Source organism: Flavobacterium oreochromis (assembly GCF_019565455.1).
GTDB lineage: Bacteria > Bacteroidota > Bacteroidia > Flavobacteriales > Flavobacteriaceae > Flavobacterium > Flavobacterium oreochromis.
Genome location: NZ_CP067377.1, coordinates 3,343,076 through 3,369,591 on the forward strand (window position 1 = coordinate 3,343,076; position 26,516 = coordinate 3,369,591).

The 26,516-nt window shown below is 31.6% G+C and carries 25 protein-coding genes and 1 pseudogene; 11 read left to right on the forward strand and 15 right to left on the reverse strand.

The window, feature by feature from the left end:
* Positions 1-40 precede the first annotated feature (40 nt).
* Both JJC03_RS19020 and JJC03_RS19025 read left to right on the forward strand, forming a co-directional pair.
* Positions 41-496, forward strand: coding sequence for a hypothetical protein (locus tag JJC03_RS19020; RefSeq protein ID WP_309597694.1), 456 nt, complete (start codon positions 41-43; stop codon positions 494-496).
* A 949-nt stretch (positions 497-1,445) separates the two neighbouring features.
* On the forward strand, positions 1,446-1,547 hold the full coding sequence (locus JJC03_RS19025) for a hypothetical protein (RefSeq protein WP_309597813.1): 102 nt from the start codon (positions 1,446-1,448) through the stop codon (positions 1,545-1,547).
* Between the two features lie 96 nt (positions 1,548-1,643).
* Here JJC03_RS19025 and rluF read toward each other — a convergent pair whose 3' ends face one another.
* The 4 genes from rluF to JJC03_RS16165 all read right to left on the reverse strand — a co-directional run bounded on the left by rluF (position 1,644) and on the right by JJC03_RS16165 (position 5,322).
* Positions 1,644-2,399, reverse strand: a complete 756-nt coding sequence (gene rluF, locus JJC03_RS16150) for a 23S rRNA pseudouridine(2604) synthase RluF (RefSeq protein WP_235873694.1) — start codon at positions 2,397-2,399, stop codon at positions 1,644-1,646.
* 149 nt (positions 2,400-2,548) lie between these two features.
* Positions 2,549-3,160 (reverse strand): alpha/beta fold hydrolase, encoded by a 612-nt coding sequence (locus tag JJC03_RS16155; RefSeq protein WP_309597814.1) that lies wholly within the window; start codon positions 3,158-3,160, stop codon positions 2,549-2,551.
* 265 nt (positions 3,161-3,425) lie between these two features.
* The gene (locus JJC03_RS16160; protein WP_088399315.1) at positions 3,426-4,202 is read right to left on the reverse strand and encodes a zinc ribbon domain-containing protein; all 777 of its coding nucleotides are present in this window, start codon (positions 4,200-4,202) and stop codon (positions 3,426-3,428) included.
* A 4-nt stretch (positions 4,203-4,206) separates the two neighbouring features.
* A complete protein-coding gene (locus JJC03_RS16165; RefSeq protein WP_088399313.1) occupies positions 4,207-5,322 on the reverse strand; it encodes a Nif3-like dinuclear metal center hexameric protein in 1,116 nt (371 codons plus the stop codon).
* 174 nt (positions 5,323-5,496) lie between these two features.
* On the opposite strand from JJC03_RS16165, the gene lpxK reads away from it, so the two are divergent.
* Positions 5,497-6,525 carry a tetraacyldisaccharide 4'-kinase gene (gene lpxK / locus JJC03_RS16170; RefSeq protein ID WP_088444392.1) on the forward strand — a complete coding sequence of 343 codons (1,029 nt, stop codon included), beginning with the start codon at positions 5,497-5,499 and terminating at the stop codon, positions 6,523-6,525.
* Positions 6,497-7,309 carry a purine-nucleoside phosphorylase gene (locus JJC03_RS16175; protein ID WP_235873695.1) on the forward strand — a complete coding sequence of 271 codons (813 nt, stop codon included), beginning with the start codon at positions 6,497-6,499 and terminating at the stop codon, positions 7,307-7,309. Before lpxK ends, JJC03_RS16175 begins: the two co-directional genes overlap by 29 nt.
* A gap of 9 nt (positions 7,310-7,318) precedes the next feature.
* Here the strand turns inward: JJC03_RS16175 and JJC03_RS16180 are convergent, their stop codons facing one another.
* The 11 genes and pseudogenes from JJC03_RS16180 to JJC03_RS16225 form a co-directional block, all read right to left on the reverse strand.
* The gene (locus tag JJC03_RS16180) at positions 7,319-9,493 is read right to left on the reverse strand and encodes a tetratricopeptide repeat-containing hybrid sensor histidine kinase/response regulator (RefSeq protein WP_235873696.1); all 2,175 of its coding nucleotides are present in this window, start codon (positions 9,491-9,493) and stop codon (positions 7,319-7,321) included.
* A gap of 29 nt (positions 9,494-9,522) precedes the next feature.
* Positions 9,523-10,533: a type I glyceraldehyde-3-phosphate dehydrogenase gene (gap, locus tag JJC03_RS16185; protein WP_165624322.1), complete on the reverse strand. Its 1,011-nt coding sequence runs from the start codon at positions 10,531-10,533 to the stop codon at positions 9,523-9,525.
* A 69-nt stretch (positions 10,534-10,602) separates the two neighbouring features.
* Positions 10,603-11,475: a lipoyl synthase gene (gene lipA, locus JJC03_RS16190; protein WP_088399305.1), complete on the reverse strand. Its 873-nt coding sequence runs from the start codon at positions 11,473-11,475 to the stop codon at positions 10,603-10,605.
* Positions 11,476-11,731: 256 nt separating this feature from the next.
* Positions 11,732-11,824 (reverse strand): annotated as a pseudogene (locus tag JJC03_RS19320) (hypothetical protein); the annotation flags it as partial.
* Positions 11,825-11,959: 135 nt separating this feature from the next.
* Positions 11,960-12,793, reverse strand: a complete 834-nt coding sequence (locus tag JJC03_RS16200; RefSeq protein ID WP_235873697.1) for a hypothetical protein — start codon at positions 12,791-12,793, stop codon at positions 11,960-11,962.
* Positions 12,794-12,849: 56 nt separating this feature from the next.
* Positions 12,850-13,680, reverse strand: a complete 831-nt coding sequence (locus JJC03_RS16205) for an IS982 family transposase (RefSeq protein WP_235873698.1) — start codon at positions 13,678-13,680, stop codon at positions 12,850-12,852.
* A gap of 366 nt (positions 13,681-14,046) precedes the next feature.
* Complete coding sequence (locus tag JJC03_RS16210) at positions 14,047-17,199, reverse strand: M1 family aminopeptidase (RefSeq protein ID WP_235873699.1); 3,153 nt, start codon at positions 17,197-17,199, stop codon at positions 14,047-14,049.
* Positions 17,196-17,720 (reverse strand): ATP-binding cassette domain-containing protein, encoded by a 525-nt coding sequence (locus JJC03_RS19325; RefSeq protein ID WP_374226237.1) that lies wholly within the window; start codon positions 17,718-17,720, stop codon positions 17,196-17,198. Before JJC03_RS19325 ends, JJC03_RS16210 begins: the two co-directional genes overlap by 4 nt.
* Positions 17,702-18,076, reverse strand: a complete 375-nt coding sequence (locus tag JJC03_RS19330) for an ATP-binding cassette domain-containing protein (RefSeq protein WP_374226238.1) — start codon at positions 18,074-18,076, stop codon at positions 17,702-17,704. Before JJC03_RS19330 ends, JJC03_RS19325 begins: the two co-directional genes overlap by 19 nt.
* Before the next feature lie 138 nt (positions 18,077-18,214).
* Positions 18,215-18,421, reverse strand: coding sequence for a helix-turn-helix domain-containing protein (locus JJC03_RS16220; protein ID WP_103715394.1), 207 nt, complete (start codon positions 18,419-18,421; stop codon positions 18,215-18,217).
* Positions 18,422-18,424: 3 nt separating this feature from the next.
* Positions 18,425-18,940 (reverse strand): hypothetical protein, encoded by a 516-nt coding sequence (locus JJC03_RS16225; RefSeq protein WP_235873700.1) that lies wholly within the window; start codon positions 18,938-18,940, stop codon positions 18,425-18,427.
* 136 nt (positions 18,941-19,076) lie between these two features.
* On the opposite strand from JJC03_RS16225, the gene JJC03_RS16230 reads away from it, so the two are divergent.
* The 7 genes from JJC03_RS16230 (at position 19,077) to trpB (ending at position 26,457) form a co-directional block, all read left to right on the forward strand.
* Positions 19,077-19,436 carry a hypothetical protein gene (locus JJC03_RS16230; protein WP_235873701.1) on the forward strand — a complete coding sequence of 120 codons (360 nt, stop codon included), beginning with the start codon at positions 19,077-19,079 and terminating at the stop codon, positions 19,434-19,436.
* Positions 19,437-19,640: 204 nt separating this feature from the next.
* On the forward strand, positions 19,641-21,041 hold the full coding sequence (locus tag JJC03_RS16235; protein ID WP_235874402.1) for an anthranilate synthase component I family protein: 1,401 nt from the start codon (positions 19,641-19,643) through the stop codon (positions 21,039-21,041).
* Positions 21,042-21,093: 52 nt separating this feature from the next.
* On the forward strand, positions 21,094-21,708 hold the full coding sequence (locus JJC03_RS16240) for an anthranilate synthase component II (protein WP_235873702.1): 615 nt from the start codon (positions 21,094-21,096) through the stop codon (positions 21,706-21,708).
* Positions 21,709-22,018: 310 nt separating this feature from the next.
* Complete coding sequence (gene trpD, locus JJC03_RS16245) at positions 22,019-23,014, forward strand: anthranilate phosphoribosyltransferase (protein WP_088444383.1); 996 nt, start codon at positions 22,019-22,021, stop codon at positions 23,012-23,014.
* A gap of 110 nt (positions 23,015-23,124) precedes the next feature.
* Positions 23,125-23,910: an indole-3-glycerol phosphate synthase TrpC gene (trpC, locus tag JJC03_RS16250; RefSeq protein WP_235873703.1), complete on the forward strand. Its 786-nt coding sequence runs from the start codon at positions 23,125-23,127 to the stop codon at positions 23,908-23,910.
* 593 nt (positions 23,911-24,503) lie between these two features.
* Entirely contained in the window at positions 24,504-25,160 is a 657-nt protein-coding gene (locus tag JJC03_RS16255) for a phosphoribosylanthranilate isomerase (protein ID WP_258931999.1), read from the forward strand.
* 115 nt (positions 25,161-25,275) lie between these two features.
* Positions 25,276-26,457: a tryptophan synthase subunit beta gene (trpB, locus tag JJC03_RS16260; RefSeq protein ID WP_235873704.1), complete on the forward strand. Its 1,182-nt coding sequence runs from the start codon at positions 25,276-25,278 to the stop codon at positions 26,455-26,457.
* Positions 26,458-26,516: the final 59 nt, after the last annotated feature.

Genomic DNA, 26,516 nt, shown 5'->3' on the forward strand with positions numbered 1-26,516 from the left:
TATGATTATAATGCGTCAATACTTCTTTTTTTTAATCGGTATGATTTCAATATTTATTTCTTGTCGGAAAGATTTTGAAACAGACCCTAGTAACGGACAATTATTTTTTTCTAAAAATACAATCTATCTTGATACTGTTTTTTCAGGTATTTCTTCCAGTACTTATTCATTAAAAGTATACAATAGAAGTAACAAAGATATACACATACCTACTATTTCGTTAGCCAAAGGTACTCTATCAAAATATAGACTCATGATTGATGGTACTACAGGAATAAATAATCAAGGAAAAAACTTCAATAATATAGAGCTTTTGGCTAATGACAGTTTATATATTTTTATTGAAGAAACAGCTGACATTAAAGATGCTAACACAACCGATTATCTCTATACTGATCAAATTTTATTTGATACAGGCACAAATCAGCAAAAAGTTGATTTAGTAACACTTATTCAAGATGCTGTTTTTTTGTATCCTGAAAAAAAGAACAATTAATTCTTGATAATTTAATCCCAAACAATACTATTTATGGATTTGAATTAAATGATAAAGACCCAATTAATGGTAATGAGCTTCATTTTACAAACAAAAAACCATATGTTATTTATGGTTATGCTGGAGTTCCCGCTAACAAAACCCTTATTATAGATCCTGGCGCTAGAATATACTGTCATAATCAGTCTGGAATTTTTGTAAAAAAATCAGGAAGTATTAAAATAAATGGAGAAGTATCTACTGATCAAAAGAAATTAGAAAAAGAAGTTGTATTTGAAGGAGACCGTTTAGAACCTCAATATGCTGAAATACCTGGTCAATGGGGAGGAATTTATTTAGCAGAAGGAAGTAGTAACAATGAATTTCATAATTTAACAATAAAAAATAGTTCATTTGGCATCTTTGTAGATCGAAATGATGGATCTACCACTAATATATTCAATACGCAGATATACAATTCTAGCGATTATGGATTAGTTGCTAGAAAAGGGAAAATCTATGGTGAAAATATTGCTATAAACAAATGTGGGCAAGCCAGTTTAGCCTGTATTTTAGGAGGAGAATATCGTTTTAAATCTTGCACTTTTGCTAATTACTGGAACAATAGCCATCGCCAAATTCCATGTGTTTACATAGATAACTCTTATAAACAAAAAGACACATTATTTGTCTCTGATCTAATTTTAGCCAGTTTTGTAAATTGTATTATATATGGCAATTATAATCTTGAAATAGGACTGAAAAAAATGATTCAGCAGCATTTAACGTTGAGTTTAACTATTGTTTAATAAAATTCAATGACACAAATAATCAATACAATATTCCTTTATATGATTTTATAAAAAATGCTAGTAATAATAATATTGTAGACACAAGACTTAATAATTTTGATCCCAAATTTAAAGATCCTTCAAAAAATAACCTTAACATACTTAAAAATTCTCCTGCTATTGCCAAAGGAAACAATGCTTTCTTAATACCTAAGGACTTAAGTGGTATAAATAGAACCTCTCCACCTGATTTAGGAGCTTATCAGCATTTAAACGAATAATAACAATTAATAAATAATAATCTAATTATCAAAAAATCCAATTATGTAAATACATAATTGGATTTTTTTGTAATCTATATTCTCTTTTAAAGAAAATTATTTGTTCTTATTTAATTTAAAAAAACTAGCCTCTTCTGTTTTACTAGAAGGTGCAATTAATTTACTCAACTCATCTATTTCACTCTTTGTTAAATCTCTATAACGACCTACAGGAATATCCAACGATATATTTATTATCCTCACTCTTTTTAAACGTAATACTTCATAACCTAAATATTCACACATACGACGAATCTGTCTATTTAATCCTTGTGTTAATATTATTTTAAAAGTTGTAGTATTAATTTGTTCTACTTTACATTTACGTGTTACAGTTCCCAAAATAGGAATTCCATCTCCCATTCGTTGTATAAAACGTTCGTTTATAGGTTTATTTACAGTTACAACATACTCCTTTTCATGATTGTTACGAGCCCTTAATATTTTATTAACGATATCTCCGTCATCTGTCATAAATATAAGTCCTTCACTAGCTTTATCTAATCGACCAATAGGAAAGATTCGCTTAGGATAATTAATATAATCAACTATATTATTTTTAACTTTTAAATTAGTCGTACATTCAATCCCTATAGGTTTATGAAAAGCTAAATAAATAGGCTTACTTTTTTTTTCTAGAATAAGCTTACCATCAACCCTTATTTCATCTTCTAAAGATACCTTTGTTCCTAATTCAGGTACTTTCCCATTAATCGTTATTCTTCCTTGTTCTAATAATTTATCTGCTTCACGACGGGAACAAAAACCTGTTTCTGATAAAAATTTATTAATTCTTGTCTTATTCTCTTCCATTTTACAAAGATAGTAATAGATATTAAAATTATAATTTTAGATGTTAGAAATCAGATCATAGTTTTACAAAAAAAACAGTTATAATGAATCAACTATTTTTTTCTTATTTAAGTTTTTTCACACTAACTCACAAAAATTACACTTATTTTTTAAGCAAACAGAAACAGACAAATTTCATTAAATACTTTTACATCTTGTAATGAATGACCGAATCCTTTAGTTTGAATAAAATGAGCCTTTTTCCATGATTGTATAATTTTTCTTCCTTCATCTATAGAGACTGTCTTATCTTCTAGATCATGAATAACTAATCCTTTTGTTCGTATTTCTTTCACAAATAATTGAGCTGAAAATTCTTCTAATTTTTGTTCATATTTTATACTCCATTTATTCTTTAATCCATTTATTAATCTTGAATTTAAGCTTAACAAATCAGTGTACTTTTTTAGAATAATTGTAAAATCAGAAGGTGCTCCTAGAATAATTATTTTTTCTATAAAAGGTATTTGAAAAGTATATTGATAATACAAACAAGTTTTCCCTCCTATTGAATGCCCTATTAGGTATTGTGGTTGGTATTTTTGAACTATTTTATGAATAAATTGACTATATTGAGGTATATTAAATTCACTTCCTTCAGAAAGCCCATGAGCAGGTGCATCAAGAGATATAATAGTACTTCCTGTATTTTTTAAATAAGGGAATAAATATTCCCAACGTGAAGAATTACTTTCCCAGCCATGAACTAAAAGTATTTTAATATCGTTACCCTCCCAAACATAAGTGTAAAAAAAGAATCTTCATGATTTAACTTTTCTATTTTAGAATTTTGTAAAAATTCAGGAAGCTTTTCTCTCTTTAATTTCCCTTTTCTAGGGTTTGTAAAAAGCTTAAATGCAATATTTATAGCTTTTTCAGGAAACAAAAAACTTAAAAAATTAAGATATAAACCTATAGATTTCGTAAATAAAAAATAAAAAATTTGATTCATAAAAAAAAATCCCGATTTCTCGGGATTTAGTATAATTATATTTTAGCAAATAATTGTTCCATTTTTTCTCTTTCTTCATCAGCTAAAACAGCATCAACAAGAATTCTTCCGCTGTGCTCATCAGTAATTACTTTTTTACGAGCTGCTATTTCCATTTGTGTTTGCGGTGGAATTGTAAAGAATGAACCTGCTGAAGCACCACGTTCAATAGATACTACTGCTAAACCGTTACGAACATTTCCACGAATACGCTTATAAGCTTTTAATAAACGTTCTTCAATTTGGTCTTCAAATTCTTGTGACTTACTTACTAAGAAAGCTTCTTCTTTCTCTGTTTCAGCCATAATTTCTTGTAATTCAGATTTTTTATGCTTCAAGTGAGTTGATTTCCCTTCTAATTTTTCTTTTGTTTGAGCAATTGAAACTTTTTTGTGTTCAATTGAAGCTTTCATCTCACGAATATGTTTTTCTGCTAATTGAATTTCAAGCTCCTGAAATTCAACCTCTTTCGTTAAAGAATTAAATTCACGATTATTGCGAACTTCTTTTTGTTGTGCAGTATATTTTTTAATAGCTTCTTTGTGTTCTTCTATAGAACCCTTTTTACCTTTTATTTGTTCTTCGATTGACTCTAAATCAGTTTTTAATTTTTCAACTCTTTTAGTCAAACCAGCAACTTCATCTTCTAAATCTTCCACCTCAAGAGGTAATTCTCCTCTTACGTTTCTAATTTCGTCGATTCTTGAATCGATTAATTGTAAGTCGTATAACGCTCTTAATTTTTCTTCTACATTCAATTCTTTTGTTGCCATATTTCTACAAGTAATTAACTGGATTTGTATTTATTTCAGATAATATAATTCTGTCTTCCGACAAATAGTTCGCAAAACTACAAATTTTTTTCTTAAGAAAATCAACAATATATTTTTTTGTAAATCTTTCGCTTTCAAAATGTCCAATGTCTGCCAATAAAATTTTATTTTCAGCCTCATAAAAGTTATGATATTTCAAATCAGCTGTTAGATACGCATCTACCCCATTTTGAATAGCATTTTTAATTGCAAAAGCTCCTGAACCTCCTAAAACAGCTACTTTTTTTATTGGTTTTTCTGTAAAATCAGTATGTCTAATACCTCCACACTGCATCTTTTCTTTTACAAATTCTAAAAATTCCTTTCCATTCATAGGTGTTTCTAGTTCTCCTATCATTCCTAACCCTATATTTTGGTGTAAATTTTCTAAATTATATATTTCATAGGCTACTTCTTCATAAACGTGATTTTTAAAAAGGGCTTTCAATATTTTTCCTTGTCTGTATTTTTCAAATGTCACTTCTATTTTAACTTCTTCTGTTTCTATAAATTCCTGACGCTCTCCTATTTTAGGATTACTATTTTCATTTCCTTTATAAGTCCCTGTACCTTTTGAATTATAGCTACAACTTTCATAATTACCAATCTTACCAGCTCCTGCTTCAAATAAGGCATTCCGAACTTGCTCTACATTTTCTGGAATAGTATACGTAACCAGCTTTTGAATAAAATGAGGTTTTGGGATTAAAATTTTAGTATGCTGTAACCCTAAAGCTTTACAAAATATTTTATTAACTCCTTCTTGATGGTTATCCAATGCTGTATGCACAGCATAAATAGCAATATCATTTTTAATTGCTTTTAAAATAGCTCTTTCTACATAATTTTTACCTGTAATTTTTTTAATACCTGAAAATAGTATAGGATGAAAACAAACCACCAGATTACACTTTTTAAACATAGCTTCATCAATTACTGTTTCCAAAGCGTCATGACAGACTAAGACACCTGTAACTTCAAGATCTTTATTACCAACTAATAAACCTACATTATCAAAATCTTCTGCATAGGCTAAAGGAGCCATTTCATCTAAAATAGTAATTATATCATTCAGCACCATAAACTTTTATTTCTTGAATTTTTACAAATTTATTCATTTTAGAAGGAATCTAATAAATAAAAAACGGATATTAATAAAACCGTTATTTTTTAAAAACTCTTTTTTTAATTTCTGTCAAATTATATTTTTTACTGTTGCCATATGATTTGTTACCTTTGTATTATTTGTATTAGAATGAAAACGCTTAGAAAACTACTTTTTCCCTTTTCTTTATTATATGGTTTAATAACCAATATTCGAAATTATTTATATGATAAAGGATTTTTAAAATCATATAACTTTGATATTCCCATTATTGCAGTTGGTAATTTAAGTGTAGGAGGAACAGGTAAAACACCACAAATTGAATATTTAGTCCGTTTATTATCTGACCGATACAAAGTAGCAACATTAAGCCGCGGATATAAACGTAAATCAGAAGGTTTTATATTAGCTAATGAAAATGTTACAAGTGAAATATTAGGAGATGAGCCTTATCAATTTTTTCAAAAATTCCCTAATATTAAAGTAGCTGTAGATGCTAATAGAAAAGAAGGGATTAAAAAATTATTATCATTACAGGATCAACCAGAGGTTATTTTATTAGATGACGCATTTCAGCATAGAAAAGTAAAAGCTGGGTTTTATATAATGCTTTCTTCATATGATGACTTATTTTATAATGATTGCATGTTGCCAACCGGCAACTTGCGTGAAAATAAAAAGGGGGCTACAAGAGCTGACATGATAATTATCACAAAATGTCCTGAAGAAATTAATGAAATTGCAAAAGATAAAATAATAGAAAAGGTAAAGAAATTTTCTAAAAAAGCTACCCCTATTTATTTTTCTTATATAGGATATGACGAAAAAGTATTTAACGAGAAGGGAGCTATTAATATCTTATCTCTTGAACAAGATTGTCTTGTAATATCAGGGATTGCAAAACCTGAGCCTTTTTTTAATTTTTTGAAAGTAAAAAAAGAAAATCAAATGGTCTTTTCTGATCATCATAATTTTACAGCAAGTGATTTAAAAACTATTTTAAATCGTGCTTCAGGTAGAAAAATTATAACAACAGAAAAAGACTATGTTCGTTTAAAAGGAAAATTACCAAATGAACAGCTATATTATCTACCTATAAAAAGTATATTAAGTAAAGAAAATATATTATTTGAATCTGAAATTTTAAACTATGTGGGAAAAAGTACAAGAAACCGTTGATTACATTACAAATAGAATCAATTTTGAACCTGAATACGGTATCATTCTAGGTTCTGGATTAGGTGGTTTTACTGATGATATTGAAGTTGAGTTTATATTATCTTATAGTGAAATTCCTAATTTCCCTGTATCTACAGTAGAAGGGCATAAAGGAGCATTAGTATTCGGAACTATAGGTTCAAAAAAAGTGGTAGCAATGCAAGGACGTTTTCACTATTATGAAGGTTATACAATGCAGGAAGTTACTTTTCCTGTACGAGTTATGAAATACATTGGCGTAAACAAATTAATTGTTTCCAATGCTTCTGGTGGTGTAAATACTGATTACAATGTAGGCTCTATTGTTTTATTAAAAGATCATGTAAACATGATGCCTGAACACCCTTTACGTGGTAAAAATGATGAACGTTTTGGTCCTCGATTTGTAAACATGAGCGAACCCTATAGCAGACAAATGTTATCAAAAGCAAAAGAAATTGCAAATGATTTAGGAATTACAGTACATGAAGGAATTTATTTAGCATTACAGGGACCTACTTATGAAACCTTAGCTGAATATAAAATGGTAAAAGCTCTTGGCTGTGACTGTGTTGGAATGAGCACAGTACCAGAAGTTATTGTTGCTAGACACATGGAGCTAGAAACTTTTGGAATTTCAGTTATCACTGATATGGGGGATGCTGAAAATATAGACAGTGTAACGCACGAGGAAGTACTACAAGCAGTAAAAAGTACAGAACCTCAAATACGTAAATTAATAAAAGAAATAATTTCACAGTATTAATTATCTACATCAAACTAAGTTAGTCTCGATGATCTTATAAAAATCATCGGGATTAAACGGTTTGGTTATAACATCTGTCATACCATATGATAAGAGCATTTCTCTATTTTCATTTAAAGAAATTGCCGTTAGCGCAATAATAGGTGTTTCATCATCAAATTTTCTAATTTTTTCAGTAGCAATTGTACCATTTATTCCTGGCAAGTGAACATCCATTAAAGTTATATCATAATGGTTTTTTCGCATCATTTCAATAGAATCTTCTCCTGTTTCACATAAGGTTACAAGCATTTTCTTCTTTTCTAATATTTTCTTTGTAATCATTTGATTGATTTTATTATCTTCTACAAGTAAGACTTTTTTACCAATAAATATTTCATTATTTAATGCTTGATCTGAGATTTCTATTTCTGAAGGTCCTTTTTCTAATTTTAAATCAAAATAAAATCGAGAACCTTTATCTACTGTACTTTCTACTTTTATATTTCCTTTCATTAAGGCTACTAATCGCTTTACAATTGTAAGTCCTAATCCTGTACCACCATATTTTCTGTTTATTTCAACTGATCCTTGTGAAAAACTTTCAAAAATTTCTTCTTGTTTATTTTCTGGTATTCCAATTCCTGTATCTTTAATCTCAAAATGAATATTACAGAAGTTTTTATCTTCTGAAAGTAATTTCGCAATAAATATAACTTCTCCATTTTTTGTAAATTTCAAAGCATTATTTATTAGATTAATAAAAATTTGGGATATTTTAGTTGTATCTCCAATTAAATTTTTTGGGATTCTTTCATCAATTTCTAATCTAAAAAGATTATTATTTTGCTCCGCTAATTCTTTTAGAGACTTATGAATATTATTTACTAGTTCTCTAAAATTAAAATTAATCAGCTCTATTTCTATATTGTTTGATTCAATTCTATTAATTTCTAAAATTTCATTTATATAAGTCAAAAGATAATTCCCTGAAAACTTTAACGATTTTAAATATTCAATCTGGCTTTTTTTAGGATTTTCTTCTAATAATAAATGCGAAATACCATTAATAGCGTTTAAAGGCGTTCTTAACTCATGACTTACGGTAGATAAAAATTCCGTTCTAGCTTTAGATGCTTTTTCTATTCTTTCTTTTGCTATTTTTAATTCATTATTCTTTTCCCTTAGTAGCTCATTAGATTTATTACGAATAATATTATTCTTATAAAGAGAAAGACTCAACAATGAAAGGATTGTAATAAGTGCTATTGCTAAAATATTGATCAGTTTCGAAAATTGAGTAGCTTTTTCTTGACTTTTCTTATCCTTATCCATTTTTTCCATTGACTTCATTAAATCGTCTACTTTAACCTGCTCATTGATTAAATGTTGATTTTTGAGTTCACCAACTATTTCCAAAGAATCTTTAATATGAAGATGTTTTTTTAAAAACAATAAAGAATTATTAGTCAAAGAAGCTGCTTCATATATCTTACTTAATTCTTCAGTAGATCGTAATTGTAAGCAAGCATTCTTTTGTTTTTTACTTAACAAATAAGATTTTTTAAAATATTCTAAAGCAGCTATATTTTTCTTTTCCTTACGCTTTATAATACCCAATTGAAAAAAAATTTCTGATCTATTTTTATCAATTTCTTTTGTATGAGGACTGTTTAATAGTTTTAATAAATTAGCTTCAGCTAATCTTAAACTCTTTTGTTCAATATAAATTTTGGCTTTTTCTAATAATAATACAACTTTTGCTTCTGGCAAATCTATATTATCATATACTGAGTTAGCTTTACTAAAATAAGCTTCTGCTTTTATATTATTTGCTTTATGTAAATGACAAATCCCTATTTTAAAATAAGATAAAGCCAATTTATTAGATGGCTCTAAGGTATTGTAAATAGAAATGGCTCGGATAAACTTTTCTATAGCATCATCATACTTTTCGAAATCCAAATAAATAATTCCTAAAGTATAATAACCATTTGCAAGTGAAGCATTATTAGCTACTTTTTGTGCAAAGACAATTGATTTATTTGCATTTTCTAAAGCTCTTTCATAAATCTTAAAATCTTTAAAACGCAATGCCTTTTCAGAATAATAATAAGAACTGTCTATAGAAGTGCCTCTATTATCATAAAATCCTGAAATTTGTAAATTAATAAAAAGAAGTATATATAAATATATTTTGTTCATAGGGAGTTGAAAAAACTCCCTAAATATAATTATTTTTTAATAATATATTCAATTAAATTAATAATTCTTGAAGAATAACCTATTTCATTGTCATACCACCCTACTACCTTTACCATTTTATCTATTACAGATGTCAATTGTGCATCAAACAAACAGGAATGGGTATTACCTAATATATCAACCGAAACTATTGGATCTTCTGTATATGCTAAAATATTTTTTAATTGATTTTTAGAAGAATCAAGAAATGCTTGATTAATTTCTTCTATACTAACTTCTTTTTTAACATTAAATGTAATATCAGTAAGAGAACCATCTGGAACAGGAACTCTGATGCCACAACCGCCTATTTTTCCTACTAAATTAGGGAATATTTTAGTTAATGCCTTTGCTGCTCCCGTTGTTGTAGGCACTATAGACTGCGAAGCTCCTCTTGCTCTACGCAAGTCTTTATGAGGTTGATCATGCAAACTCTGATCCGTAGTAAATGAATGTACAGTAGTAATATAAGCTTGTTCAATACCACACAATTCCTCTACTACTTTTATCATAGGTGCAGCATTATTAGTAGTACAACTTGCATTAGAAATAATAACTTCACTTCCATCTAAAATATTCTCATTCACTCCTAAAACTACTGTCTTGATAGTATCTACTTCTGCCGGTGCTGATAATATCACTTTTTTAGCACCTACCTTAATATGAGCATATATTTCTTCATATGTCTTAAATTTTCCTGTACTTTCAATAACAAAATCAATCTCTAAATCGCTCCAATTCAAATTTTTTATTTCTCTTTCATGAAAAAAAGCATAGACTTTTTCATCTATAATAATAGAATCTTCATTGTAAGAAACATCAAAAGGTAAAACACCATGTATACTATCATATTTTAATAAATGAGACATAGTCCTATTGTCTGCAATATCATTAATAGCAACCACTTCTATCATTGGATGATTAAGTAACAATCTAAATAGATTTCTACCAATACGCCCAAAACCATTTATGGCAATTCTTATTTTCGTATCAAGTTTCAATTTCAAAATATAAAATTACTAGCTAAAATACTTTTTAGCTTTTTGTTTATTAAAATTTTTACCCTATTTCTAAAGTATATGCTTTTCTGCATGATAGCTTGAACGTACTAATGCACCACTTTCTACATGACGAAAACCTAATTCTTTCGCATATTTTTCGTAATTAGTAAATTCTTCTGGAGTAATATAACGTTTTACTGGTAAATGTTTTTTACTAGGCTGTAAATACTGGCCTATTGTAATAATATCAACATTTTGATTACGAATATCACGAATAGTCTCGTAAACTTCTTCTTCTGTTTCGCCTAAACCTAACATAATTCCAGATTTAGTCCTACGAATACCTTTTTCTTTTAAATATTTTAAAACAGCTAAACTTCTGTCATATTTAGCTTGTATACGCACTTCTCTAGTTAAACGACGAACTGTTTCCATATTGTGCGATACAACTTCTGGATTAGCTTCTATAATTCTGTCTATATTACGTTCAACTCCCTGAAAATCGGGAATTAATGTTTCTAAAGTTGTCTGAGGATTCATCCTACGAATTGCCTTAATTGTCTCTGCCCAAATAATAGACCCCATATCTTTAATATCATCACGATCAACGCTAGTAATAACAGCATGTTTAATTTTCATGATTTTAATAGAACGTGCTACTTTTTCTGGTTCATCCCATTCAATGTCCTCTGGACGTCCTGTTTTTACACCACAGAAACCACAAGATCTTGTACAAACATTTCCTAAAATCATAAAAGTAGCAGTCCCTTCTCCCCAACATTCTCCCATGTTAGGACAACTTCCTGAAGTACAAATTGTATTAAGTTTATACTTATCTACCAATCCTCTAAGCTCTGTATATTTTTGACCAATAGGAAGTTTTACTTTAAGCCATTTAGGTTTTCCTGTTGGGAGTATATTTGAAGTATTTATTGTATCCATTCTTTGATTTATTTCGCTACAAAGATAATCATTGTTCTAAATAATAATATTTCGTCTCTGTGTTAAAATAAGCTAAAAATATCACCTCATCAAAAATACCTCTTTTTATAAAATCTTCATATAAATTTCTCCCTCTTTCCCTAATCCCAATTTTAAATTTACCAATATGAAGAAAAGGACTCAACGTAGTTAGTTTCACTTGAACTTTTTCACCTGGATTACAATATTTTTTATCTATAAATTCTTGAGGAGCATCTCAGTCTCTACCATCATAAAAAAATTGCCCCCTGTACCCCGATGCTACAGCGGTTTTCCTTCCTCCTTCGGCTTCGGTTAAATAATAAATTTCGGCTTCGAGGTGGGGTGTTGAAAATTATAATTCATTATTCAATTTCAAAATTCAAAGTTTTTGTATTTTCTCTAAAAAGGTAGGCTCATAATAAACTAGAGCCTACAAAAATTTCAATCGTAAATTCCTTTAATCTTATTTTCTACTTAAATATTTATACAAAAAAGACTCCTTTAAATAACGAATACATTCTTCTTTATTTTTCAAAACATCAAATACATTAATTTCATATTTTTGATTTCTGAATGAAAGATAGATTACAGTTGTTTTATCATTTTTAAATTCTATTTGTTCAATAGAACCATTCATTTCTTCTAAAAATTTTTTAGCATCTTGGTTTTTTAAAATAGTTTCTGCAAGTTCTAACTCGTCATTACTCTGAGATCTCGTTGCCCAGTCTTTACACATTAAGTGATAATTGTATTCAAGAGCTCTTTTTATTAATTCAAAATTAGCTTTTTCATTATCTCCTAAATCATTATACAATCTATATTTTAAAAAAGCCAAATCTACTTTTTGGAAAATATAAGAAGTTAAACTTGTTGTATAAAAAACCAAATCATTATCTGCAATATTAGCATATTTTAATGCTTTTTGATATCTTTTATTTTTGGCAAAAAAAGTTGCTAAGTTTGTTGTAGAATAGTACCTATAATTTTTAAATGGTTTTCCTATTTGGTTATTCAATGCTTTATCTTTTACTTTTGATTTCTTTATTTTTTCATAAGCTTCCAATAACTTTTTTTCATTATTTGCCTCAATATAATACCATTGAATATTTTGCATCGTTGTGCCAAAAGTAGCCGTAGAATCATTAGCTTTTGAAATAATATCTTCCCAAACTCTAAGTGCCTTTTCTTTTTGCCCTTCGTTATAATATTTATTCCCTACATCAATTAAGGAATCTAAATCTGTTTGAGAATAAACACTCGTAACAAATAAGAATACAATAGCAATAATTTTCTTCATACCTAATGACTTTAAAACGTACAAATCTATTCAAAAACAATAATTAATTCAAGTTGCTAGTTGATTGATTTACTTAATTGTAATCCGAATACAAACAATGTTAGTTTTATTAGAAATCCATCCAAGGTAACAGTATGTATGGTTCTTGGAAATAATTTTTTAATATCGCTGATAGTTGTTTCTACTCTTTTTCTCATTTTTAATTTCTCTATTTTTTGTTCTAAAGTATCGATTCTTTTGGAATTAGATTTTCGTTGAATTTTTAAAGAAATACATTTTCTTTCAAAAGCAGCATCTTCCAAACCATAATCTAAATAAGCACTATCGCCATAAATTGAGGCTTCAACAGGTAATTTATCTATCATTTTCCCAAGAGCTTTTGCATCAGCTGTTTTTCCTGGTGTGAAATGAAAAGCAATTGGAATTCCATCTTTTGTAGTTACTAATTGTACTTTAACTCCATAAAAATAATTTCTCATACTGGCTGTGTATCCTCTCCACTTCTTTTCTTTTACTATTTTACAATTTGCGATTCTCATATTATTACATATAGCAACTGGAAAAGAATCAATGATATACTGCATTTCGCAGCAAAAATCTTTAAAATAACAACTTACAATTTCAAACAATTCATAAAGAAGCTTCCCTATTTTATGAAGACGTCTGTTAAATCTGCTTTTTTCTAACATATTAGGAATAAATCCATATTGCTTCATAAATTGGATAGCGGAGCTATGATTACCATAAAAACTTGTTGAAGAAACAATTGCTGTTAGAATAATCTCGCTATCACTTACTTGTCTTCTTATATCTTCTTTATGGTTAATTCCTTGTAAAATATCATCAATTAAACAAAAAATTGAAATAATTTTGTCTTTGCAAAGCATTGGTTTTGTTTATTGGTCAGCAAAACAAATTTACTTAACCTTTGCTTTGTTTTTTAATTTCATAACTAGCAACTTGAATTAATTACTAGTGAACAAAATTGAAAATCTTTTCTGTATATGAAGGGAATTAATAACAACCTTTTTTCTTTAAAAAATCGATTAATTCTAAAAGTAATAGCATTTCAATGCTCTTAATTAATCTTTAATAATTTAAGGAATTAAGCTTTTAATTTATTAAGCAAAACTTAATTCCTAAATAATCTTAATGGTCGAATTAATTAAGCGTTTACACTAAAATTAAGAGTGGCGAGTAATTTATCAAAGTGCTGAATATTATAGAAATAAGCCCAAAAAACTCTTAAAATTCTACTTCTCAAACAACTTCCCTATCTTTTTATGCCATTTTTTATCGGCAACGGCATACACTTCCGTCAGGAAATCGGTAGAAACAGGGTGGTAAGAATTATTTTTATACTTGTTTAAAAAATTACGCAAAGCAATATTCACTTTTTCTTCCCCTATCCATTGCGTAAGTTGGTACATAACCACAGCTCCTTTTGAATAAGAAATATGAGGCATTTCGGGAGTAGTTTTAATCAACGGAAGATCTCCTTCAAAGCCTTTTTCATTTTCATAAATATCCTTATGCATCGCAACCGATTTTGCTACTCGGGGTTTCCCATACATTTTTTTAAGTAACATTAGTTCAGTGTACATCGCTAGAGTTTCGGTGAGCAAAGGACTTCCTTCTCGGTTGTCTGGATCTATTTGAGCATTGCCCCACCACTGATGCGCTAGTTCGTGTCCTGCTAATTCGTTTATCACATCTTGCTGCTCATCGGCAGTAATATCGCAGTGAAATGCCATATTTTCAACCATATAAATCGTAGCTGGATAAGCTGTGGCATTAAATCCATTTGTAAAGCTTGAAATCTCGGCAAACCGAATCGTATCATAAGGATAAACTCCAAAATTCTTCTGACAATAATCCAGCGTAATTTTTGCATTTTTAATTAAATGAGCTACATTTTGATAATGATTAGGGTGATATAAAACCTCAATCATTTTACCTTTATGACGTTCTTTTTTAACCGCATAATCTGCCGACGAAATGGCAAATCTAAAAGGAATTTGATTGGCTTTGTACAGCATCCTTTTACGATTGTTTTCTCGAATTGTTTCTACTAATTGCCCCACTCCTACCGCTGTTTGGTTTCCATCAGTGGTAATGGTCATTTCTAAATCAATCATTTCATTGCGTAAAGTTTTGGGGGCTTCTAACTTCAGTAATGCCGTTGGATTTCCTAAACCCAATCGTTTTCTCTCTACTTTATCTTCAATTTCGTTACTGCTATCGTATCCTATTTGCGGGTAATAACGACTAATACGCATAAAACTTCCGTTTTCTACAATTGCATTAAAAGATTGATGGTTATTCACGGGATGCCATTGGTAGAAAATCGTAAAATCAAATTGCAAAGACTCTTTTGGTTGGAGGGCTTTGTCTAAATTTATGATTTGGCGGTGTTGGGTTACTTTTTGTTGGTTGGAAGAACTAGTTACTATCGCTTTTTCAATTGTAAAATCTTCTTGAAAATTGAACGCCACTTTTTCAATGGGTTTATTGGTTTTATTTTCAAGCCAATACGTTCCGTGTATTCGGTAGGCATTAGAGGTTGGAAACAAATCTACTTGGGTAAGTACTTTAGTAATGGTAGGTTGCGGCATTTTTTGAAAAATTCGGAACTGCTTTTCATATTGGGCTTGTGCCAAAAGTTGCGCTTCTTTGTCTTTAGGTTGGTACGCTTTTATTACCTGAAAACCCAACCAAAAACTGCAAACTATTCCTAAAATTAAAACCCCTAAAAAACGGAAACTTCGAAATTTTTCTTTGGTGAGTTTGCTACTATAAATCAATACAAAAACTATCGAAAACCCAAAAAGCAATCGCTGGATGAATGCCCATTCATAGCTTCCAAAACCATTCATACCGCTATAATCGGCATTTAGTGTATATAAAAATTTAAGCAACGGATGCGTAATAATTACTTTTCCTAAACTGGTGGTCATCAGTACTAAAACAATTGCCGATACTGCCAATGCAACATAACGCTGTGGTATCATCCGCTGAAAAACAAGCGCAATTCCGCTCACTAATACCAAAGGGAAAGTCGTAAAAATAAATAATCGACTATAGACAGCGATTTCGATTGGATAATGATAAAACCATTGAAATATCATTCCTTCAATACCTAAAATAACTGACAACAAAATAGCCACTAGAGATAAAGTACACCATAAAGTCGAGAATCGCAAAGTACTATGCGCTGTAGTATTTTCAAAAAAATTAAATTGGGAAACTTGACTACGCCAATACAAATCGTGCGCATAAAATGTTATAGCCAATACACCTAATCCGTAAAAATTTTGGATAATTGTTGATAAGATCAGCCCTGAAGTAGCATAACGTTGTGGGATGCGAATTCCTTTTTCAATTTCGGCATACATTTCCATTCCAACAGCAAAAAGCAAACTCAGTACAATTACGACAAACGGAATTCCTTTTAAAACATATTTTAAATTTAGTTGCACGAAAGAAAAAAAAGCTTGTCGTTGGGCTTTGAAATCATAAGCTGTTTTCGCATTAGGAATAATTATAAAATTGGTTTTAGAAACGATTTCTACTGCTTTTTTGACTTTACTTTTTGACTGAGGTTGCCAATTGAATCGCTTAATCACCCAATAAAGACTACCTAAACATAAAAGGGCAATCACCAATCTATTTCCTAATAAAATTCCAGTCAAAGAAAGTAATTCGCTATTTTTTTCACCGACCGATAAACCTGCTGTTTGATAAAAAAAGGCTGAAATCCCAAAAGGATCAAGTATTGCCGACCACATTTGTGTGCTTTCTGATTGTGGCATTTGATTGGCCATAAAAGGCGAACCTGAAAACACCAAGGCAACCATATAAAGTACATACAAAAGCAATCCGCTTACATAAACCAGCATTTTATTTTGGGTTAACCACGACACTAAAGTTGTTGTTACTGCCACAAGTAAAACATTAACTATTGTAAGCGTTACGAAAGGCAATACAAAATACAACAGATGAAAACCTGCATCTTTTGAACCTGTTGCTGATAATGTTCTACCTATAAAAAAACTCAACGCAAACAAAGAAGTGTAAATAACACTAATACTGAAAATGGAAAAGAATCGGCTCCATAAGAATTGTGTTTTAGGAATGGGCAGCGAAAAATAAATAAGTTCAAAATGATTATCTTTTTCTTTCATTGCCATTTGTGCAGTAAAAAAAGTACCAAAGAAAATACCTGTCAAACTCAAAAAACCTGTAATAAATGCAACTTGATAACTTCCGTTATAACACAAACCTTCACTTAAAGTAAATCGGGCTGCTTTCCCTGCAAAAATCCCAAAACCAACCAGAATCAGTATTCCTAAAAGAGATTTTTTAGTCAAATACGATTTCAAATCAAATGTAATCACGCTTTTCATTTCTCGATCGTTTTAGTGTGTAACTGATAAAAATAAACTTCCTCGAGTGTGGGTTGCACAGCTTCAAATTGAGGTAAAACCTCTTCCGAAACTACTTGAGCATACAACTGTCCCCCTGCATATTGCGAAGAAATCATTTGGAAATCTTTTTGAAAAGAGGTTTGTTCATTGGGACTGATTTTCTTACGCCAAATTTTACCTTCTAAATCTCTAACCAAATCATTAGGACTTCCTTGAAGAATTACTTTTCCGCCTTTGATAATAGCCATTTGGGCGCATAAATGTTGGACATCTTCTACCAAGTGGGTGGAAAGAATGATAATTTTTTCGTTGCCAATTTCGGCTAACAAACCATTAAACCGATTACGCTCTTCGGGATCCAAACCCGCTGTAGGTTCATCTACAATAATAATTGATGGATTCCCTAACAAGGCTTGGGCTACTCCAAATCGCTGACGCATTCCTCCTGAAAATGTCGCCACTTCTTTGTTTCGGTGTGCAGTTAAATTGACTTTTTCCAATAAGGCCAAAATTTGATTTTTGCGTTCTTTTTATCGGATACCCCTTTTAAAATAGCCAAATGATTCAACAAATCATAAGCCGAAACTTTAGGATATACTCCAAAATCCTGAGGCAAAAATCCAAGACGTTCCTGAAGGTATCTTGGGTTTTCAAGTACATTGACCCCATTGAAAAAAATTTCCCCCGAATCGACACATTGCAAGCCGACTATAGTTCGCATTAAACTCGACTTTCCAGCCCCATTAGGCCCTAATAAACCAAACATTCCGTTGGTAATTTCAAGCGATACCTCCTGTAAAGCTTGCACTCCGTTACTGTACGTTTTTTGGAGATTTTTGATGATTAAACTGTTCATTTTTTGATGATTTATGATGATTGTTGTTTTACACCTGACAGGTTTTTGAAACCCGACAAGTATAAAACCTGTCAGGTTTAAGCAAAACACTCCCTATCGGGCTTTCACCGATGTTTGCATTTTACCAATAAACTCTTATTATTCAGCTACATACTCTATAATGTCACCAGGCTGACAATCGAGTGCTTTACAAATAGCTTCGAGAGTATCAAACCGAAGCCCCTTAGCTTTTCCCGTTTTGAGTATGGATAAATTCACGGTAGTAATACCTACTTTTTCAGCTAGCTCCTTCGATTGCATTTTTCGTTTGGCAAGCATCACATCTATATTTACAATAATAGGCATAACTTAAATGTATAAATCTTGTTCGTTTTGCAAATGTACACCTTGCGCAAAAATAGCATACATAAAAAGAATAAAGACGCCCATAATAGCGTGAGCAATAACCATTACTAAAAACGGAAAATCTTCTATTGACACCACCGCCCAAACGATGATTAACAAAGGATAAACAATCAAATTAAATAAATAAAAATACTTTAAGTTGGTCATTCCTTGCACAGTAAACAAACGCTCCTGTTTAAAGGTACTAAAAACACCACTCAGCACCCAAAAAAACAAACCATAAAGGCCTATTCCTAAAACCATTTCTGTTACATAGTTAAAAGTAAACTCCGTTCCCAATAAAAGAGGAAAATCCGAAAAAGGTAAATTAATCGCAAAACGTTTCGCATCAAGCATTTGCAAATTGGGTAATTTAAACAAGGTACTCACTAACACAAATAACGAAGTAAGTAGATACCCAACTGCCACTATTCGTACTATATAAAAAAGAAATTGGGCTATTATTTTTACTAATTTCATATTCGATTTATTTTAATTAACACTACAAATATAATAATTAATTAAAATAAAACGATAATTTTTTAAAATATTTACATAACAAAATTTCATTTGAAAATATTATTTATATTTATAAAAAAATCAAATTCAAGGGAATATGTTAAAAATTGATAATATTGAAATAACCGATGAAAAGTTATCTGGTAATTGTTGTGGAAAAGAGAAAAACTACAAATGTTATAACTTAACTGAATTTAATGCAAAAAATTCAAAAATAGAAATTGACAACGCTATAATAGCTGTTAGTTATTTTCCAGACAAGAATATGTCCGAAAAACTTTTCTTTGCAGAATATTTTACAGATTACAACAATTTCAAGAAAATTGACAAAGTTTTTCCAAATTTCCATACTAAAATAATACCTTTAAAAGGGGATGATTTAAAACAAATAGATAAAATAATACAAGATTTAGAAAAAACTTTTTTAAAAAAATATTTTTGGATATTAAAAAAATAATTCTATACATTTGCAACATACAAAACGTACACATAAAAAAATGCAAAATATTTTAAACAATACTTGGTGGTGGAACAACTTACGTCAAACGTCGTGAGCGGTACCAGCTATGTAAAGTTTAAATAAACATATACAATAAAGGCTTGTCAATCACGACAAGCCTTTTTTTATTGATTAAATTTTAAAAAATTGAAACAAACATCTATGAACACATACATTTTAAAAACATCTTTTAAACAAGTCCTTGCCGACACGATTACGCCGGTTAGTATTTATTTAAAACTTAGGGATAAATTCCCGCATAGTATCTTACTGGAAAGTAATGACTATCATACTAACGATAATAGCTTCTCGTACATTTGTTGTAACCCTATTGCGAGTATCAAGGTGGAAAACGAAACGATTACTTCTTCTTTTCCTGACGGAACTTTGGTTGTAAAACCTATTACTGATAAAAAAGAAGTTATTTTGGCTATCCAAGATTTTAAAGATAGTTTTCAAACAGATAAAAGTAATTTCAAATTTATTACTAATGGACTTTTTGGTTTTACTACTTACGATGCCGTTCGCTATTTTGAAAAAACAGCCATTACCCCTAAAGAAGGAAATTTGAATTTACCCGATTTGCAATATAGTGTTTATCAAAATGTGATTGCCATCAATCACTTTAAAAATGAGGCTTATCTATTTTGTCACAACACAACTGGCATCGATAATTTAGCCGAAATTGAACAATACATCCAATCTAAAACTTTTGCTTCTTATAGCTTTACTCGCGAGGGAGCCATAAACTCTAACTTAACGGATGCGCTTTTTAAAGAGCAAGTAGCACAAGCCAAAAAACATTGTGCACGTGGCGATGTATTCCAGTTGGTTTTATCCCGTCGGTTTTCACAAAAATTTAAAGGCGACGAATTTAATGTGTATCGCGCTTTACGAAGCATAAACCCCTCTCCTTACCTATTTTATTTTGATTATGGTAATTTCAAAATTATGGGTTCGTCTCCCGAGGCACAAATTATCATTCAAAATCGCAAAGCCGAAATTCACCCAATAGCAGGGACTTTTAAACGTACAGGTGACGATGAAAAAGATGCGCAATTAGCCAAAGAACTTTCGGAAGATCCTAAAGAAAATAGCGAACACGTAATGCTGGTTGATTTAGCACGTAACGATTTGAGTCGCAACGGTCATCAAGTACAAGTGGAAAAATACAGAGAAGTGCAGTATTTCTCACACGTAATTCATTTGGTTTCCAAAGTTACCAGTCAGTTGCACGAATCAGCAACCACGATGCAAGTCGTAGCCGATACTTTTCCTGCAGGTACGCTTTCGGGTGCTCCTAAACACAAAGCCTTACAGTTAATTGACGATATTGAAAACATCAACCGTTCGTTTTACGGAGGTGCCATAGGTGTAATGGATTTTGAAGGTAATTTTAACCACGCCATAATGATTCGAACATTTATCAGTCTGAATCACGAACTGCATTTCCAAGCCGGAGCAGGAATTGTAAATGATTCGGTGGAAGAAAATGAAAAAAATGAGGTGTTTAACAAATTAGCAGCGTTGAATAAGGCGTTGGAGTTGGCGGAAACGATATAAGCCTCCCAAACCCTCCAAAGGAGGGCTTAAGAGCAACTAAAAATAAAAGATTATGAATACACAACATACAAATATTCCCCCTTTGGGGGCTAGGGGGCGAATCCTAGTCATAGATAATTACGATAGTTTTACTTACAACCTAGTGCATTACTTGGAGGATCTAAATTGTGAAGTAACGGTATATCGCAACGATGAGTTCGAATTAGAAGAAGTTGAAAAGTTCGATAAAATTCTTCTTTCACCTGGCCCTGGTATTCCTGATGAGGCGGGTTTACTAAAAAAAGTAATTGAAAAATATGCTCCTACAAAAAGCATTCTTGGGGTTTGTTTAGGTCAACAAGCAATAGGAGAAGTTTTTGGTGGGCATCTAACCAATTTAGAAAAAGTATATCACGGGGTAGCCACAAAAGTTACATTAACTCATCCTGACGAGGTACTTTTTAGAGATCTACCTCAAGAATTTGAAGTGGGTCGTTACCATTCGTGGGTGGTAGCAAATGAAAACTTTCCAGCGGTTTTGGAGGTTACTTCGGTAGATGAAAACGGACAAATAATGTCGTTAAAGCATAAAACGTATGAAGTGCGTGGGGTGCAATACCATCCTGAAAGTGTGTTGACTCCGTTGGGTAAAAAAATATTGGAGAATTGGGTGAATTGGCGTGGGTAATAGGTACACAGAGTCACACAAAGTCCTTTCACAAAGTCAAAGAAGTTTTTAAACATTGTGAAACGTTGTGAAAAACATTGTGAAACATTGTGCTCCTTGTAGGTACACAGAGTCACACAAAGTCAAAGAAGTTTTTAAACATTGTGAAACGTTGTGAAAAACGTTGTGAAACATTGTGCTCCTTGTAGGTACACAGAGTCACACAAAGTCAAAGAAGTTTTTAAACATTGTGAAACGCTGTGAAAACGTTGTGAAACATTGTGCTCCTTGTAGCATCACAAAACAAAAAAATTTAATTAAATAAAATCCAATGAAATCAACACTTAATAAATTATTCCAACACGAAACGCTGTCACAAGCTGAGGCGTACCAAATATTAGTTAACATCTCACACGGACAATACAATCCGAGCCAAATTGCCTCGTTTCTAACCGTATTTATGATGCGCCCTATTACCATTAACGAGCTGGCAGGTTTCCGTCAAGCATTATTAGAACTATGTATTCCTGTCAATTTCTCGGCTTATGAAGCTATAGATTTATGCGGAACAGGCGGCGATGGTAAAGACACGTTTAATATTTCAACCTTAGCTTCGTTTATTTCGGCGGGTGCAGGTGTTAAAGTGGCTAAACACGGAAACTACGGCGTTTCTTCTATCTCTGGATCGAGTAACGTAATGGAAAACTTAGGCGTAAAATTTAGCAATGACTCTGATTATCTTACAAAATGCATCGAAGAAGCAAATATTGCCATTTTGCACGCACCGCTTTTCCACCCGGCGATGAAGCAAGTAGCTCCTATCCGTAAAGAATTAGGTGTAAAAACCTTCTTCAATATGTTAGGTCCTATGGTGAATCCGAGTTTCCCTAAACACCAAATGGTGGGTGTCTTCAATTTAGAATTAGCACGTATGTATGCGTATTTGTACCAAAATACCGAAACCAATTTTACCATTTTACACGGATTAGATGGTTATGACGAAATATCGTTAACGAATGATACTAAAGTCATTTCTCGCCAAAAAGAACAAATCCTAAAACCCGAAGATTTTGAGGTGACGAAACTAAATGCAATCGATATTGCTGGAGGAACTACTGTAGAAGAATCGGCTAAGTTATTCTATGAAATTCTATCAGGCAACGGAAGCACAGCACAAAATAATGTAGTTTGTGCAAACGCCGCACTTGCCATTGCTACGGTAAATAACTGCTCGATAAATGAAGGCTTTGCCCTAGCAAAAGAAAGTCTTGAAAGCGGAAAGGCATTGGAGAAGCTGAAAAAGTTACAATTATTGAGTGAAAAGTGAAAAGTGAAGAGTAAAGAGCTAGTAGTATTAAATGTAATGTTCATTATTCTGCACTCTCCAAACAACTAATCACTAATTACTTTTCACTAATCACTAATCACTTAATAAAAATGACCATCCTAGACAAAATAATAGCAGATAAAAAAAGAGAAGTCGAGCTAAAAAAGCGTTTGATTTCGGCGAGTCAATTAGAAGGATTTCCTTTATTTGGTTCTGCGACAAAATCATTAAGTAAAAATTTAAAAAACAATGTATTGGGCATTATCGCCGAGCATAAGCGTCGGTCGCCATCAAAACCAGTGATTAATCAAAGTCTTTCGGTCGATGAAGTCGCAATGGGATATCAAAATGCAGGCGCTTCAGGAATTTCAGTTTTAACCGATGGAAAATATTTTGGAGGTTCACTCGATGATTTACTTTTAGCAAAATCCGCTACTTCTATCCCTATCCTTCGCAAAGAATTTATCATTGACGAATACCAATTGGTAGAAGCCAAAGCTTATGGCGCTGATGTAATTTTATTAATCGCAGCCGTATTAAGTCGGGAAGAAATAAAACATTTATCAGAGTTCGCCCAATCTCTAGCCTTAGAGGTTTTATTAGAAGTGCATAATGAGGAAGAACTAGAGAAATCAATTATGCCAAGTTTAGATATGATAGGCGTAAATAATCGTAATTTAAAAACCTTTGAGGTGAGTTTGGATTTCAGTAAAGAACTTGCTCCAAAAATCCCGAACGAATTCGTAAAAGTATCAGAAAGCGGTATCAGCCACATTGATGCTATTAAAGAATTACAACCTTATGGTTATCAAGGATTTTTAATAGGCGAAAACTTTATGAAAACGGATAATCCAGAACTAGCATTGAAAGAATTTATGAATCAATATGAACAATAAAATATCAGTTACACAATGTCACACCAAGTAAAGCACAAAGTCACAGAAGTATTTTAAAAAACTTTGTGAAACATCGTGTTAAACTTTGTGTTCAAAAAAAGAAATGGCAATAAAAATCAAAATATCAGTTACACAACATCACACCAAGTTACAGAAGTATTTTAAAAAACTTTGTGAAACATCGTGTTAAACTTTGAGAAACTTTGTGTTCCAAAAAAAGAAATGGCAATAAAAATCAAAATATGAGTTCCACAATGTCACACTAAGTAAAGCACAAAGTCACAGAAGTATTTTAAAAAACTTTGTGAAACATCGTGTTAAACTTTGTGTTCCAAAAAAGAAATGGCAATAAAAATCAAAATATCAGTTACACAACGTCACACCAAGTTACAGAAGTATTTTAAAAAACTTTGTGAAACATCGTGTTAAACTTTGAGAAACTTTGTGTTCCAAAAAAAGAAATGGCAATAAAAATCAAAATATCAGTTACACAATGTCACACCAAGTAAAGCACAAAGTCACAGAAGTATTTTAAAAAACTTTGTGAAACATCGTGTTAAACTTTGAGAAACTTTGTGTTCCAAAAAAAAGAAATGGCAATAAAAATAAAAATATGCGGAATGAAATACCCTGAAAACATTCAGGAGATCGCTTCATTGCAACCCGATTATCTCGGATTTATTTTCTATGAGAAAAGTGCTCGAAACGTTGAAATCAATACACTTCCAACACTTCCAGAAAACATTCAAAAAGTGGGTGTTTTTGTAAATGCTACAGTAGAAGAAATCAAAAGTAAAATAAATCAGTACGATTTAGATGTCCTTCAATTACACGGAAATGAATCGGTTGCCTTTTGCAAAGAAGTACAAGCTTACGTGGAAACCCTTCCGAAAAAGATATCCTTAATCAAAGTCTTTTCGGTGGGTGAAACTTTCGATTTTAGCACCTTACTTCCGTATGAAGCAGTTTGCGATTACTTCTTATTTGATACCAAAGGAAAACAACACGGAGGTAACGGAATAACTTTCGATTGGAAACTCTTAGACAACTACCCCTCTGAAAAACCTTTCTTTTTGAGTGGAGGCATCGGAATAAATGAATTAGAAGAAGTAAAACAGTTCTTAAAAAGCACAAAAGCACGATGGTGCCACGCATTAGATATCAATAGCCAATTAGAAATTGAACCAGGGTTGAAATACTTTCCAGCTTGCAAGAAATTTATTGAGGAGTTAGTGATTAGTGAAGAGTGAAAAGTAATTAGATGTGTTCAGTATTCAGTTATCAGTGTTCAGTTAGAAAAACTTTAAACTTGAAACCTGAAACTTGAAACCTGAAACTTGAAACAAAAAAATATAAAAATATAAAATGAAATATAACGTTAACGAAAAAGGATTTTACGGCGAATTTGGAGGGGCATTTGTTCCTGAAATGTTGTATCCTAATGTGGAAGAATTACGCCAACAGTATTTAAATATCATTGAAAGTGAAGAATTTAAAGCCGAGTATATAGCTTTATTGCAAGAGTATGTAGGCCGACCAACGCCCTTATATTTAGCGCAAAATTTATCCAAACAATTCGGAGCCAAGATTTATTTAAAAAGAGAAGATTTGTGTCATACAGGCGCACATAAAGTTAATAATACCATTGGTCAAATTTTACTTGCCAAGCGTTTAGGCAAACATCGAATCATTGCCGAAACAGGTGCTGGTCAACACGGTGTGGCAACGGCAACCGTATGTGCTTTGATGGGCTTGCAATGTATTGTGTATATGGGCGAAATCGACATCAAGCGTCAAGCACCTAACGTAGCTCGTATGAAAATGCTAGGTGCCGAAGTTAGACCTGCAACCTCGGGCTCAAAAACCTTAAAAGATGCTACCAACGAAGCCATACGCGACTGGATTAACAATCCGTTAGACACTTTTTACATCATAGGATCTGTAGTAGGACCTCATCCCTACCCTGATATGGTAGCGCGTTTTCAAAGTATTATTTCCGAAGAAATAAAAAAACAATTACTCGAAAAAGAAGGTCGCGAAACCCCAGATTATGTGATTGCTTGTGTAGGCGGAGGTAGTAATGCCGCTGGAGCATTTTACCATTTTTTAGATAGTGAAAAAGTACAATTAATCGCCGTAGAAGCCGCTGGAAAAGGAATTCATTCAGGAGAAAGCGCAGCGACTTCGGTATTAGGGAAAGAAGGTATCATTCACGGAAGCAAAACCTTGTTGATGCAAACCGAAGACGGACAAATTACAGAACCTTATTCTATCTCAGCGGGACTCGATTACCCAGGCGTAGGGCCTTTACACGCGCATTTATTCAAAAGCGGACGCGCCACTTTTATGTCGGCTACCGATGACGAAGCAATGCAAGCTGGTCTAAACCTTTGTAAACAAGAAGGTATTATCCCCGCCATAGAAAGTTCGCACGCTTTGGCGGTACTCAACCAGAAACAATTTAAACCCGAAGATATTGTGGTGATTAACCTCTCTGGACGAGGCGACAAAGATTTGAATACGTATATTGATTATTTTAAACTTTAAAGCCTCCCCAACCCCTCCAAAGGAGGGGCTTAACTGTATGCAACAATTCATCTAAATAA

Coding starts and splice junctions, on each gene's coding strand:
- JJC03_RS16180 (WP_235873696.1), bottom strand. CDS start 9,493: ATGAACAAAATATATTTATATATACTTCTTTTTATTAATTTACAAATT.
- lipA (WP_088399305.1), bottom strand. CDS start 11,475: ATGGATACAATAAATACTTCAAATATACTCCCAACAGGAAAACCTAAA.
- JJC03_RS16210 (WP_235873699.1), bottom strand. CDS start 17,199: ATGAAAAGCGTGATTACATTTGATTTGAAATCGTATTTGACTAAAAAA.
- rluF (WP_235873694.1), bottom strand. CDS start 2,399: ATGGAAGAGAATAAGACAAGAATTAATAAATTTTTATCAGAAACAGGT.
- JJC03_RS16235 (WP_235874402.1), top strand. CDS start 19,641: ATGAACACATACATTTTAAAAACATCTTTTAAACAAGTCCTTGCCGAC.
- JJC03_RS16165 (WP_088399313.1), bottom strand. CDS start 5,322: ATGGTGCTGAATGATATAATTACTATTTTAGATGAAATGGCTCCTTTA.
- JJC03_RS16220 (WP_103715394.1), bottom strand. CDS start 18,421: ATGCCTATTATTGTAAATATAGATGTGATGCTTGCCAAACGAAAAATG.
- JJC03_RS19330 (WP_374226238.1), bottom strand. CDS start 18,076: ATGAACAGTTTAATCATCAAAAATCTCCAAAAAACGTACAGTAACGGA.
- JJC03_RS16175 (WP_235873695.1), top strand. CDS start 6,497: ATGTGGGAAAAAGTACAAGAAACCGTTGATTACATTACAAATAGAATC.
- lpxK (WP_088444392.1), top strand. CDS start 5,497: ATGAAAACGCTTAGAAAACTACTTTTTCCCTTTTCTTTATTATATGGT.
- JJC03_RS16200 (WP_235873697.1), bottom strand. CDS start 12,793: ATGAAGAAAATTATTGCTATTGTATTCTTATTTGTTACGAGTGTTTAT.
- trpD (WP_088444383.1), top strand. CDS start 22,019: ATGAAATCAACACTTAATAAATTATTCCAACACGAAACGCTGTCACAA.
- JJC03_RS19020 (WP_309597694.1), top strand. CDS start 41: ATGATTTCAATATTTATTTCTTGTCGGAAAGATTTTGAAACAGACCCT.
- trpB (WP_235873704.1), top strand. CDS start 25,276: ATGAAATATAACGTTAACGAAAAAGGATTTTACGGCGAATTTGGAGGG.
- JJC03_RS16255 (WP_258931999.1), top strand. CDS start 24,504: ATGGCAATAAAAATAAAAATATGCGGAATGAAATACCCTGAAAACATT.
- JJC03_RS16160 (WP_088399315.1), bottom strand. CDS start 4,202: ATGGCAACAAAAGAATTGAATGTAGAAGAAAAATTAAGAGCGTTATAC.
- JJC03_RS16230 (WP_235873701.1), top strand. CDS start 19,077: ATGTTAAAAATTGATAATATTGAAATAACCGATGAAAAGTTATCTGGT.
- JJC03_RS16225 (WP_235873700.1), bottom strand. CDS start 18,940: ATGAAATTAGTAAAAATAATAGCCCAATTTCTTTTTTATATAGTACGA.
- trpC (WP_235873703.1), top strand. CDS start 23,125: ATGACCATCCTAGACAAAATAATAGCAGATAAAAAAAGAGAAGTCGAG.
- JJC03_RS16205 (WP_235873698.1), bottom strand. CDS start 13,680: ATGCTTTGCAAAGACAAAATTATTTCAATTTTTTGTTTAATTGATGAT.
- JJC03_RS16240 (WP_235873702.1), top strand. CDS start 21,094: ATGAATACACAACATACAAATATTCCCCCTTTGGGGGCTAGGGGGCGA.